Here is a 12,786-nt window from a genome sequence, read left to right on the forward strand (position 1 = left end):
GTTTGTATAATCATTAACGTTTGCAGAGAGGGTTTCCCTCATCTAAAAATGAGTTTTTAGTTAAGTATTTTTTTAGCTTTGTGGTTCATGCTGCTCCAGCTCACACGTAGGCTCAGCCACTATTGAAATCGTCAGTGCAATAACAATCATCATGCTATGTATTAGGGCCCCGCCTAAAACTGCACACAGCAGACAGAACCAAGCTGTATGTGATTCATGGAGTAGTCCGTAAAGAGTGCCTAGGCATCCGCTTAGTAACGTGATTGTAAATAGGCTAGCTGCCCACCAATTGAGTAGTAGAGAGGCGATGGGAAGGCCATATGCACGTAGCCTGGATATGAGGGCTTTTATCATCTGATTCATTGCCATTCCCTGTTATCTTTTTGATGCTTCTGATACTAGCGATTTGACGAATTGAAAAGCGTCTCTGGCGCCGTTTAAAGCTTGAATTGCCTCTTGCTTTTCCAAAGAGACGGCATCCAACTGAGCGGTAAAACGACGCCAGTGCAGACCGCGACCGGAGTCGCTAGGTGCTAGATGCCGGGCGCCAAATTTATCGGAAAGCCCGAGTTGGCTGGCGTACTTAAATAAGAAGGCTGCGCCTAAGTTTGAGCCTTCACTCACGTACAGCCAGCCAAGCGCTGCGGCCTGTGAGCCGATGGTCGGTGGCGCAAGGGCGTGCTCGTCCAATGCGTTCAGGTGAATGGCTAAGTCTTGGCAATCTCTGATCACCGCGTCGTACCGGCAACGCTCGGCTAATCCTGCCAGCCAAGTGCATAGCGATTCTTGTTGATAGAGAGGTGCTGTATGGCGTTGAAACTGATACTGCACAAAAAGAAAGCGTTGGTAGCCTTCAAGACTGGCGAAAGGAGATAGCGCCATAATGGCTTGATCCACACGCTCATGGGCAGAATGTGTATCCAGCTTTAAGCGCTTGCTTAGCGGCAGTGTGTTAGCCCCTTTGGAGAGGGGGAGTAGTGCTTCCATAAGTCACTCGCGACAGTTAGGTGAGTAAAGAGGGGCAAATACAGAGTTGGCTTCTCCTCGGTGTGATATCAGCCGGTATGCGACGGACGCAGCCAAACGATGTTGCCCGGCAAGCGATGGACGGTGATATCAAAGACATTGGTTAATGTGTCGAGTAATGCCACCGGTTTGTTCGCCGGGAAGCTGCCTGAAAGGCGCACGTCGTCAAACGCTTGGGTATCCAAAAGAAGGCGACCTGGCAGCATGCGCTCTAACTGCGCGACGACTTCGCTCATTGCGGCATCATCAAACACGATCCTTTCCTCCCGCCAAGAAAGCGCCAGAGGTAGCTCTACGAATGAGATAGGGCCGAGCTCACCGTTTTGCATGGTAATTTGCTGGCCGCCCACCAGCATGGCTTGGCGGTCGGTACTATCACTGACGGTCACCTGTCCTTCTGCAACTGTGACCGTTACCTGGCCCCCGCTACGCATGACAGAAAAGTGAGTTCCTACAACATGTACTAAGGTGTCTCCCGCCGTAATGAGGAACGGTCGCTGAGCATCTTTGGCGACATCAATCCAGAGGCGACCGCGGCGTAGCGTTAATCCCCTTTGCGTCTGTTTAAAATCAGTCTTTATCGCGCTATTGCCATCAAGTAGCAGCGTTGAGCCATCGGTCAGTTGGAGGTGCTGTGTTTGCCCAGGTGCTGTTATCGTCGCAGCCATTAGGTGATCCCAGTGACCGGGCTCACGCCATAATTCAAAACTTAGCAGCAAGCCCAATACGCACAGCGCAGCCGCTGCCCATCCCCATGCTCGTTCCGTTACCCGTGTGGGTTTGGCGGGTGATGACTGAATAGCAAGAAGGCGAGCAGGGGCTTCAACCGCTTGCCAAAGATGCACTGCCTCTTGGTAGGCTTGATAATGGCTGGGCATGGCGTTTAACCAAACTTGAAAGGCCTGATGATCTTGTTGTGTTGCGCTTTCGTCCTTGATTTTTAGGTGCCAACCGGTGGCCTCATCAATGATGTCGTCGTCATAAATAGGCTCTTGCGTTTGCTGACGTGTAGGTTCATTTGGCTTAGTCACGATCTAGCCCTTTCTGAATACGTGGCTTGTTATTATTAATACAACGTTTAGCCGGTGCTTCTTCCTCATTAATTGATTGTCGTTGCCATTCACGACACAGTCGCATTGCCCGCATCATGTCTTTTTCAACGGTGCTAATAGAAATGCCAAGGCGTTCAGCAATCGCGTTATAGGTCTCACCTTCAATGCGATTAAGTAAGAAGACACGCTTTGTCCTTGGCGGTAAGTCGTTGAGTTGCTCGGTAAGCCGCTGCCACTGTTGCATCGTATTCGCTATCTGCTCTGGGCTTGGTGCCTGAGGCGGCTCATCAGCAGCGGTATTTAGTTCATTGGTTTGGTAACGCCGTCGTACTGCCTGAGAGCGCAAATAGTCCAACGCTAAATTTTGCGCAGTACGGTGCAGCAAACCCGCGGTATCGGCGTCTTTGGAGGAGCGCTGCCACAGCTTTACGAACGTGTCCTGCGCTAAGTCTTCTGCGACACTAGTACTTCCAACGACTTGCTTGATGCGTTTAACGAGACGGTGCCTTTCGTTGAGAAACATGCGCAGCAGCACAGCAGGGGGCTTAGTCATGCGAAGCTCGCTCATAACATAAATAAAAGCATCAAGGTCTAAGGGCAAGAAAAGGCGCCGCTGCAGGGCTGGCGCGAATGAGTTGGAGTTCCGCTGCATAAATATCAGCGATAGTGTCGAGACTAAGCACCTGGTTTGGTAAGCCGTGGCTAATGCGCTGGCCTTTATTGAGCAACCACACTCGGTCAGCGTAGGTGCTGGCCAGATTCAGGTCGTGCAGCACACAGACGATCGCCATCTGATGCTGTTCAGCCCAGACACGCAGCTGGCGCATGAGTCGCTGCTGTTGGCCAATGTCCAGTGCGCTTGTAGGTTCATCCAATAGCAAAAGACCACCATCATGGGCGGTAGCAGAGCGTCTGGAGAGAATCTGGCAGGCGCCTCGCGCGACCATGACACGCTGGCGTTCGCCGCCGGAAAGCGTAAGCGCACTGCGCTTAGCAAGATGGATGAGATCTAAGTCATCGAGCAGTTCGGCAATGAGCGCTTTTTCTGGGTTGCAGCCTAAGCACACCAACTCCTCCACTCGCCAATCAAAGCCCAGCGGTTCTTGCTGTGCGACCAGCGCACGGCGGCTGGCCAGGGCATCTATCTCCCATTCCTGTAGTAAACGACCATCCAGACGTACTTCGCCCTCCTCGCAAGGGCGATAGCCTGACAACATGCTGAGTAGCGTGCTTTTACCGGCGCCGTTGGGGCCGACAATAGCGAGTAGCTCACCAGGGCGAATGGTGCCGTCGATGGGGGCTAAGGAGGGCATCGTCGATAATCCCGCTTTATGCAGGGTCAGCATGACGAGCTCCGGCGCATCAATAAGTAAAGGAAGTAAGGCCCACCCAGGAGGCTTGTGAGCAGACCCACCGGAATCTCTGCCGGTGCGCCTAGTGTGCGCGCCAGCGTGTCGGCGACGACCAACAGTAGTGCGCCACCTAGCATTGACGCGGGCAGCAGCAGGCGATGGCTGGGTCCTAGCCACAGACGCAGGCAGTGGGGAACTAGCAGGCCAAGAAAACCAATGACACCGGTCAGTGCAACGCACAGCCCGACGCCTAACGAGGTGGCGACAACGACGCGACGCTTGAGGCGCGAGGCATCTAGTCCTGCCGCATGGGCGGTGGATTCGCCAAGCTGCAGCAGGTCGAGTTCGCTGGCACTGCGCAATAGCATCCACAGTGCAATGCTAATCAGTACCAGCGCGATGGCGGTAGTACGCCATAACGCGTTAGTGAGCGTACCCATGCCCCATAAACTGAGTTGGCGCAGCTGTTCGTCGTTGGCGATGAAGGCCAGCACGCCGCCACCGGCACCTGCCAGCGTGTTAATCGCCAGGCCCGCTAACAGCAACGTCATGACCGCCGCACTGCTGCCGCCTTGGCGTTTTGCTAAGCCAAAGACGATGACGCAAACACTTAACGCACCTAAAAAACCCGCTGCGAACTGACCATAAAGGCTACCCATCGCGCTGCCTTGAAACAGTACGATCCACAGCGCGACAAAGAGACCCGCGCCGCTGGCTAGGCCGAGCAGCGTTGGGTCGGCCAGCGGGTTGCGAAACAAGCCCTGCATGGCGGCGCCGCTGCCTGCCAGCATGGCGCCAACGGCAACGCCTAGCAGCAGCCGGGGTAAGCGCAATTGCCACCACACCTGCACGCTGAGCTCACTGGTGCTACTACTTATGAGCGCCCAGGGGGAAATGCCCAGCACCCCCGAGGCCGCGCCCCACATTAAGGCGATCATCAGCGCAATGGTTAAGCCCATAAGAACGCGCGGCGCGCGGCTAGCCGGCAGCCAAGCACGAGGGCGGTGCGTGCTTAGGCTAATGGTCATTGATTAGTCCGAGCTGTCGTTGACGCGGTTAATAACGCTTCTACCTGTTGGCGCAGCGCGAGGAGTTGATCCGGCGCACGGGGGCCAAAGCCGAGCAGCGCCTGGTCATCAATGATTATCAAGCGCTGCGCATGGCCCGCTGGCGTTAATGCCATTCCCGGTAGTTTCCATAGCGCCGTTTCGCCACCCAAGGCATCTAATCCGCGCTGCGATATGACCATCAGCTCGGGGGCTTCTTTCGCCAGCGCTTCGGCGCCCACATTGTGATAGCCCTGCATGGTTGCAAACGCGTTTTCTAGTCCAACGGCCTCTAAGGCGGTATGGGCTGCCGTGCCGCTTCCCGCTACTCTCGGCGTCAGACCGCTATGTTGCATCACAAACATGGCTCGGGTCGGTGGCAGTGCAGGCAGCGCGGCTAGGCGCTCCAGCTTTGCGGTTAAAGAAACTGCTAGCCGCTCTCCCTCACGTTGACGATTAGTCTGCTGTGCCACCGCGCGGACCTTGGCAGGAATAGCCTCTAGCGTGTTGGGGGCTGCGATAATATCGATCGTTATCCCCACTGCCGTCAGCTGTTCCAGCACTTCTTTCGGGCCGGCATGCTCGGCGGCCAGCACGCGGTCAGGCTGAACCGACAGCACGCTTTCCGCAGAGAGCTGGCGTAAGTAACCAACCGAAGGTAAGTCAGCCATGGCCGGGGGATAAAGGACGGTATCGTCGCGAGCGATCACGTTGGCGTCGGCACTCAGTGCGGCCAGTGTTTCGGCGATATCACCACCGAGGACTACCCAGCGCTCGTTAGTCGACGGTTGCTCGTCGGCATGGGCGAGAGGGGTGCCCACGCACAGCCATGCCAGTGTCATCATGGCCACTAAGCGGGAAGCCACGTGCTGCTGAGTCATGCAACCTCCGCACAGCTTTCCAGCGTGCTTAGTAGCTGCCGCCAGTCTCGCCTTTCTACCTGACCTTCTTGGCGTTCAGCGTAAATTTGCAGCGCAAGAGTCCCTTCACTATCGAAGGCTTCAATGCTGGTAACGCCGCCATCACGGTTGGGCTTGCTGACTTGCCAGATGTGATTAACCGCCGTGTCATCAATGTGCAGGGTGAATTGATCGCCAAATAGGTTCAGCCAACCGCGGGCGCGCTGCGGAGGAGGGACGATGCCCGTACGTATCTGCACGCAGCCGGGGCTTGCCACAAAGAGCATAAGCGGCAGAGCCTGCTGGCTCGCCTGGGTTAGCAATGTTTCCAGTGCATTGGTAGGCAAGGCTCGGGTGAAACGACCTTCCATGAGCGTGTTGGCCTCGATACGCTCTAATTGATGCCGTCTCAGTAGCGTGAAAAATTGGTGGACATCGCGCATCGCGCTCCACTCGCTGGCGAGAGAGGGCGTGTCGGGAAGCTGTCGCGGTAAGCGTGGCGCTAACTGGGTAAAGGCTGGCGAATCTCTATTGCCCATGGCCATTAGTTCGTCCCAAGGGCGCGGCAGCGGGTCTTCGAGGGCAAAGCATTTGTGGATAGCGCGCCCATGGCGATCAAACACCTGAATGCTCCAGCGCCATGTCTCTTTGCCTTCGAGTGGCGGCATCGTGTCCCGAATTAAGCAGGCCCAGTGCCAGTGCGAATAGAGCAGTCTTAGATCTAGGCCGCCGGGACCAAGCAACAGCCCCGTTTGCGGCCCGCCGTTTAGCTCAGGGTAATCGCCGTTTTGCTCGAGTACTGCTAAGCGAGAGCGGGTGAGCGCTTTAACACAGCCCAGTTGGGGTAGGTAAGCGGCAAGTTCATTCGGTGCTAAGGGTAGCGTCCACACATCGCGCCCGAGGCGGGCGGCCTGGAGTTCGCCTTCGCTAATCGCTAAGCGCTCGGCAATGTCAATCGCGGGTAGCCGTGGCTGGGCCGCTCGCGCCGCGTCGAAAGCTTCGTAAATAGCGATTTGTTGAGACTCAATCATGACTTACCTCTGCATAGGTCACTGAGTGGGTTGATGACTATCTTGGTTACCACTGCCAGTTGAGCGTCGCGAATAGGCTGCGCCCATCGCCTAGACTGCCATCGGGGCGGTACCACACTTTGTCGCCTGCATTGGCGAGCCGCAGCGAGGTGTCAACGGCCGGAGTAAGACGCCAGGCAAGATGTAAATCGTGAAGGCCGTAGCCAGGTAGACGCTCGTCGTCGCTCTGCTTATCGAAGGATTGAGCGAATCGGCTTTGCCAACCTAGGCGAATATTGCTGCCATAGAGCGCCAGCTCACTGCCCAGCGTTGCTTCTAGCGGTGTTTGGCTGCCCAGTGGGTCGCCAGAGTCGCGGTCTTTGCCGGAGACTTCCGAAAGACCGGCAAAACTGGTCAGTGATGGGAGAGCGCTAGGCTGCCATGTCACGCGGGCGTCATAGCCCCATAGCTGAGCACGTTGAATGTTCACCGCCTGGGTAGTGCCTGCCATGATGTCGACCTGAGTGTCGATAAAGTCGTCCGCGCGGGTGTCGAAATAGCTGGCGCGTACCTGCCAATCGCCCTGGTGCCAGACCACGCCGCTTTCCCACGTGCTGCTGGTTTCGGGGGAAAGATTGGGGTTGGGTATCCAGTAGTTGTCCGGGGTGCAGAAAAATGGCCCGGCGCAGAAACCGGCAAAATGACGCTCGTTGGCGTAAAGCTCGGAGAGACTAGGTGCGCGGAAAGCCTCGGCGTAGCCAGAGAACAGCATCAGCGCATCATCAGGACGCCAGGCAAGACGAAAGCGTGGCGATACTTGATCATGGACACTGTCACCATCGTCTTGCCCGGTAGCGTCGTAGCGATCAAAGCGCGCACCCAAACCAACATCAAACTGACCCGCGCCGCCATCAGACAAATAGCGCCCCGCCGTTAGCGTGGTATCTAAATACGCGGCTTGGGTGTCAATGTCGGCTTTTGGGAAGCCGTTGGCTTCACCCTCTGGGCGCTGGCGGGCCTGTTCCAGTTCGGCGCCAAACACCAGCGTTTGGGAGAGCCAGCCGTGATCCATACGATGGTAGCCATCGCTTTGCAAGCCGATACGTTCTAATGAGCGGCTGGCCTGGGGCTCATCAATATCCTGCTGGCTAAAGGTTAGCCGCGAGGTGATCTCGGTCGCGGCGCCAGGCTGCCAGCGATGGCCAAGCTGCACGTTATTGCTCTCAACATCGCGGTCACGCAGTGGGCTGCTGGCATCTGTTGAAAGCTGCTGAGGGTTGGCAGGCTGGGTTGCGCGCTCGTCGTAATGCTGCCAACTGATAAATACCCGCTGGTCGTCGTTTGGCTCCCAACCGCCTTTTAACAGTAGGCTGTTGAGGGTGGCGTCTTCCTCTGCTTGATCGCCACCGGCGCGCCGAATATCGCCAGACTCACTGCGGCCGACTGAAAATAAGCCATCCACCTTGCCGTTGGCGGTATCGCGGCGGCCAAAGGCCGTTAGGCTGCCGCGTAATTCATCGCTAGCGGTGGCGCCACCAACGGAAAGGCGTACGCCGCTATCTTCGCCAGGTGCCAGCAGGTCATCGGCATCAACGCTCGTAAAGCTGACCACACCCCCCATCGCATTGCTGCCGTATAAGCTGGAGAGGGCGCCGCGAGCTACCTGTACTTCCTGAATTAAGCCAGGGTCGAGGAAAAAGTTGCCGACATGGCCCGTCGAAATATCCTGCCGCACGCCGTCTAAACGTATCAGCACGCCTGAGCGACCAAAACCACGCATACTCAACGTCTGACCGTTGCGGCGCCCCTGACCAGCGACATGCAGACCCGGCTGGCGGCTAAGGATGTCTTCCACTCGGCTAGCCGTTGCTAGCACCGCATCATTGCGGTTAATGATGTCGATAATCAGCGGTGCCCGAGAGAGGTCCGTCGGCGCGCGAGTGCCCGTCACCGTTACCGGATTAAGTTCAGCATCGTCTGCAAAAGCGGCGAGTAGAGGGAAAAAAGTGAGGCAAAGGCCGCTGAACGCGCATGTGTATTTCATGAGCCGGATAGTTCCAACAAAGAGAGGTGGAAGACATCGCTGGCTGAGTGCAGTTAGGCTGCAATATGGCTGGCTGTTGCTGTATTAGTTTTTAAAATTAGGGTGTGCTTATGCGTTAAGGATTAACTTGCCACTTTTGGTGCGACGCAAGATATAGCGTCTTTGTTCATGATGAATAATCAGCTGACCAGCGCTTCCCAGCAGCTCTTTGCTATCCACTTCACGCGCCGCTATAGGCGCCACTACTGGCGCATGGCGTTGCTCAGCGCCCTTGTCGGGAAACTGCATGCGATGATGACTCCTGTGTTAATGATAACTATTAGCGTTAATTTAACAGAGTTGAGAATGCTACTCAATAGGCTTTGGGAGGTAAACGCTTGTCATCATGCGATTAATGGCAGCAACTGTGCCAAAAGGTGTCTTTAATTTACCTATATACAGGCAGGCAGACCGTCATCGCGCTGTCATTTTGCTCAGTTAAAGTCTCTTGAAATTCAATCGTTAGCTTAAAACGATACGAGGGAGACCCAACATGAGTAAAGAGATCGAAGATCATCGTCTGCTTAACCCAAGCCGCAATGAACCGTTCGCAGCGGTATTGGCAAAACATGTATCTCGGCGCGATGTGATGCGTGGCGGCTTGAGCATGGCGGCGGCCTCAATGCTGAGTTTTGGTGGCGCCGCTCAGGCACTTGCCTCAAACGGCACGCAAAAAACACCGCTGACGCTGGCCTTCGAAGCCGTACACGGTTCACTGACTGACGCGATAGTGGTGCCAGAAGGCTATGTGGCACAGGTGCTAGTACCCTGGGGTACGCCGCTCAGCGCTGCCGATACCTGGCAGGCTGACCAGCCGATGACGCCTGATCGCCAGGCTGTGAGTGTGGGCATGCACCATGACGGCATGGCAGGGTTTGCGCTAGATGCCGATAACGCCTCGCGTCGATTTGTACTGGCGCTTAACAATGAATATATCGATCAAGAAGCGCTGTGGGCACCTCAGGGTGGTCCGACTAATGCAAAAAGCGGTAAGCGGCCCGCCGATGAGTCACGCACCGAGATCAATGCCCACGGTGTCACCATGGTTGAGGTTGAAAAAGATGCCAACGGCCACTGGGCACATGTGCCGGGCTCGTCTTATAACCGCCGCTTTACCAGCGCAACAGTGATGGAAATCGCAGGCCCTGTTGCCGGTAGCGACTACGTCAAAACGCAGTTTTCACCGTCGGGCATGCAGACCCGAGGCACCAACAATAACTGTGGCAACGGTGTTACTCCCTGGGGTACCTATATTGCCTGCGAAGAGAACTGGCCGGATATTTTCGTTAACCGTGGTGAACGCTTCCAGGACGATGCGCGCATCGGTATTCCTACCGATAAAAGCCGCTATGGCTGGGATACCTCGGCAGGCGATGCCTCTGAGGACAACGATGAGTTTGGCCGTTTCGATATTACTCCACGAGGTGAACACGCGGCTGACGACTATCGCAACGAGGCGCGCTCGTTTGGCTATCAGGTAGAAGTGGACCCGTATAGCGATGCGCTCGCCGTTAAGCGCACGGCACTGGGTCGTTTTCGCCATGAAGGCTGCTGGCTGGGCAAGCTGGAAGCCGGTCAGCCGGTGGTTTACTACTCTGGCCATGATTCGCGCAATGAGTATGTCTATAAATACGTTTCTGATGCCCTCTGGAATCCCGCTGATGCCAACCGCCCCGGCGAAGAATACGACCGCTTGGCTATCGGTAGTCGATATATGGATAACGGCACGCTGTATGTGGCCCGTTTCCATGCCGATGGCAGTGGTGAGTGGCTAGCGCTGACGCCTGATGCGACAACGCAGGATGGCCGCACGCTAGCCGTGGCGCTGGGCTTGGCAGACGACGACCACGCAGGAATTATCATTAATACCTGTGATGCGGCGGATTTTATGGGCGCAACACCAATGGACCGGCCAGAATGGGCGGCTGTCGACCCTACATCAGGCGAGGTGTACCTCACGCTGACCAATAATACTCAGCGTACCGCCGAAGAAACCACGCCGACGTTTACCAATACCGGTGACGACATTGAGCAGTTAGGCGTTGGTTATGGCACAGCGCCCACCAATGCGTCCAACCCGCGTGCCAATAACGAAGCGGGGCATATTATCCGCTGGCGCGAAAGCCGTTTGCCGAACGCCTTCACCTGGGAAGTGTTTGTGTTTGGTGCCGCGGCAAGCGATGTGGATAACCACTCTGGCCTGAGCGAAATGAACCAGTTCGCGAGCCCCGATGGGTTGTGGTTCGACGAGCGTGGTGACGGCCAGGGGATTCTTTGGATTCAAACCGATAATGGCTATGGCGGGTTAACGGAATATACAAACGATCAATTGCTTGCGGTAGTACCTAACGGGCTGGGCGATATTCAAGGCACCGGCCCGGTAATTAACAATAGCAATCAGCAGCAGCTAAAGCGTTTCGCGGTAGGGCCTAATGGCAGTGAAGTCACCGGTATCTTTGCCACGCCGGATAAAACCGCGCTGTTTATCAATATTCAGCACCCCGGCAACTGGCCCGCTGACGGCGGCGCGCTGGTTCAAGACGCCACCATTGCCGCCAGCGGCCAAGTGCGCCCACGAGCTGCGACGGTGGTCATTCAGAAACGCGATGGTGGTCCGGTGGGGGTGTAACCTCAGCCCTGTAGCGCACAGCGTCGAACTACTCGGCGATAGCCCTAAAGCCCATCGACAAGCAGCTGAAAGGCAATGGTCGCCATCATAATGGCTACGCCAATATCGATCAGTCGCCAAGTTAACGGCCTTGATAGCCAGGGCGCTAGCCAGGAAGCTCCCAGGGCTAGCGCGCTAAACCATAGCGCCGAGCCGCTAGCTGCGCCCAGCGCGTAGGCGCTCGGAACTGGCTGCTGGGCACCTAGCGAGCCAATCAGCACGACCGTGTCGAGATAAACATGCGGATTGAGCAGGGTCACGGCCAGTGTCGCCAGCATCACCGCGTGGAAAGAACGCGCCTGCGTGCCGTTTGCCTCAAGCGTAACGGGGCGCCAAGCGCGGCGCAGTGCTTGGCTTGCGTACCAAAGCAGAAAAGCAATGCCTCCCCAGCGCGCAATGCCAAGCAGTAGCGGGCTTTGCATCAATATGCCTGCCAATCCGAATACGCCCGCGGCTACCAGCACCGCGTCGCAAACCATGCATAGCAGCGCTACGGCTAGATGATATTCACGGCGCAGGCTTTGTGAGAGCACAAACGCATTCTGAGCACCAATCGCCATAATTAGCCCGATAGCGACCAGCAGGCCGTTGATATAACTTTGCCACATACCCTGCCACATAGCGGCCTACTTAATGTTGATGAAATTGTTGGTAAGTGTGCTGCCGCTGCGTGTATAAGGAAAACGAATATTACTGATATACCATTAGGAAAATGAATTGCTTGATTACAAATTATTGGCGGCGTTAGCGGCAGTCGTCGAGCAGGGTGGTTTTGAGCGGGGATCACAAGCGCTGGGGCTGTCGCAGTCGGCTATCTCTCAGCGTATCAAGCTGCTTGAAGCACGTATTGGCCAGCCTGTGCTGATTCGAGCGACGCCGCCCGCGCCGACCGATGTTGGCCGTCGATTGCTCAATCATGTGCAGCAGGTGCGCTTGCTTGAACGCGACCTTCAAGACCAAGTGCCAATGCTCGATGACGCCATGCCGGAGCGTCTACGTTTAGCGATCAACGCTGACAGTTTGGCGACGTGGTGGGCGGCGGCGGTTGGCGATTTTTGCGCCCATCAAAACGTACTGCTGGAGTTGATAGTCGAAGATCAGGAAGTGGGATTAAAGCGCATGCGCGCTGGCGAAGTAGCGGGCTGCGTATGCGCCGCCGAGCGCCCGGTGGCGGGAGCGAATAGCGAAGTGCTGGGCGTTATGCCCTATCTTGCCGTGGCAAGCCCAGCCTTCATCGCGCGGTATTTCGCAGCTGGCGTTAGGGCGCAGGTTTTACCCCAGGCGCCCGCTATCGTATTTGGTGCAGATGACTTACTGCAGCATCGCTATTTAGCAACGTTTGGCGTAACGGGCAGCTTTGCCTATCATCTGTGTCCCTCTTCTGAGGGCTTTGTACGTTTGCTTGAAAGCGGGTTTGGCTGGGGAATGGTGCCTGAGCTGCAAGTGCGCAATGAACTGGCGCAAGGCAAGCTAGTGGAGCTGATCCCAGGACGTTCCATCGACGTGCCGCTTTACTGGCACTACTGGCGTAATGGCGGGCGCCTATTAGCCGGTTTGACGCAGCACCTTCGCCGTACAGCGTTAAAAGCGTTGGTGCCGCTTTAGCTATTTTAGCAAAATGTCGAGAAGGGCTTTATGCGGTCAGTTAAA

At 56.2% G+C, this 12,786-nt stretch carries 12 protein-coding genes; 2 read left to right on the top strand and 10 right to left on the bottom strand.

Translation table 11 applies throughout. The features are described 5' to 3' along the window. Positions 1–375 precede the first annotated feature (375 nt). From ACT3RP_RS11210 to hemP, 9 genes are all read right to left on the bottom strand, one after another. Positions 376–987 carry a biliverdin-producing heme oxygenase gene (locus tag ACT3RP_RS11210; protein WP_483393795.1) on the bottom strand — a complete coding sequence of 204 codons (612 nt, stop codon included), beginning with the start codon at positions 985–987 and terminating at the stop codon, positions 376–378. A gap of 68 nt (positions 988–1,055) precedes the next feature. Further along, positions 1,056–2,057 (bottom strand): FecR family protein, encoded by a 1,002-nt coding sequence (locus ACT3RP_RS11215; RefSeq protein ID WP_483393796.1) that lies wholly within the window; start codon positions 2,055–2,057, stop codon positions 1,056–1,058. Beyond that, positions 2,050–2,631: an RNA polymerase sigma factor gene (locus ACT3RP_RS11220; protein ID WP_444624912.1), complete on the bottom strand. Its 582-nt coding sequence runs from the start codon at positions 2,629–2,631 to the stop codon at positions 2,050–2,052. Before ACT3RP_RS11220 ends, ACT3RP_RS11215 begins: the two co-directional genes overlap by 8 nt. A 31-nt stretch (positions 2,632–2,662) precedes the next feature. Beyond that, entirely contained in the window at positions 2,663–3,424 is a 762-nt protein-coding gene (locus tag ACT3RP_RS11225) for an ATP-binding cassette domain-containing protein (protein ID WP_441685697.1), read from the bottom strand. After that, positions 3,418–4,458, bottom strand: a complete 1,041-nt coding sequence (locus ACT3RP_RS11230; protein WP_444624913.1) for a FecCD family ABC transporter permease — start codon at positions 4,456–4,458, stop codon at positions 3,418–3,420. Before ACT3RP_RS11230 ends, ACT3RP_RS11225 begins: the two co-directional genes overlap by 7 nt. Then, complete coding sequence (locus ACT3RP_RS11235) at positions 4,455–5,357, bottom strand: heme/hemin ABC transporter substrate-binding protein (protein WP_483393797.1); 903 nt, start codon at positions 5,355–5,357, stop codon at positions 4,455–4,457. Before ACT3RP_RS11235 ends, ACT3RP_RS11230 begins: the two co-directional genes overlap by 4 nt. Further along, a complete protein-coding gene (locus ACT3RP_RS11240) occupies positions 5,354–6,406 on the bottom strand; it encodes a ChuX/HutX family heme-like substrate-binding protein (RefSeq protein WP_444671877.1) in 1,053 nt (350 codons plus the stop codon). The genes ACT3RP_RS11235 and ACT3RP_RS11240 overlap by 4 nt, the downstream gene beginning before the upstream one ends. A gap of 46 nt (positions 6,407–6,452) precedes the next feature. Beyond that, on the bottom strand, positions 6,453–8,429 hold the full coding sequence (locus ACT3RP_RS11245; RefSeq protein WP_444671878.1) for a TonB-dependent receptor domain-containing protein: 1,977 nt from the start codon (positions 8,427–8,429) through the stop codon (positions 6,453–6,455). A 108-nt stretch (positions 8,430–8,537) separates the two neighbouring features. After that, a complete protein-coding gene (gene hemP, locus ACT3RP_RS11250; RefSeq protein ID WP_441685707.1) occupies positions 8,538–8,717 on the bottom strand; it encodes a hemin uptake protein HemP in 180 nt (59 codons plus the stop codon). 244 nt (positions 8,718–8,961) lie between these two features. Between hemP and ACT3RP_RS11255 the strand changes: the two genes are divergently transcribed. Further along, positions 8,962–11,097 (top strand): PhoX family protein, encoded by a 2,136-nt coding sequence (locus ACT3RP_RS11255; protein ID WP_483393798.1) that lies wholly within the window; start codon positions 8,962–8,964, stop codon positions 11,095–11,097. Positions 11,098–11,141: 44 nt separating this feature from the next. Here ACT3RP_RS11255 and ACT3RP_RS11260 read toward each other — a convergent pair whose 3' ends face one another. Continuing rightward, complete coding sequence (locus ACT3RP_RS11260; RefSeq protein WP_483393799.1) at positions 11,142–11,744, bottom strand: LysE/ArgO family amino acid transporter; 603 nt, start codon at positions 11,742–11,744, stop codon at positions 11,142–11,144. A 109-nt stretch (positions 11,745–11,853) separates the two neighbouring features. On the opposite strand from ACT3RP_RS11260, the gene ACT3RP_RS11265 reads away from it, so the two are divergent. After that, on the top strand, positions 11,854–12,741 hold the full coding sequence (locus ACT3RP_RS11265) for a LysR family transcriptional regulator ArgP (RefSeq protein ID WP_483393800.1): 888 nt from the start codon (positions 11,854–11,856) through the stop codon (positions 12,739–12,741). Positions 12,742–12,786: the final 45 nt, after the last annotated feature.

This window comes from Halomonas sp. AOP5-B2-8, assembly GCF_052376475.1.
Lineage (GTDB): Bacteria > Pseudomonadota > Gammaproteobacteria > Pseudomonadales > Halomonadaceae > Vreelandella > Vreelandella casei.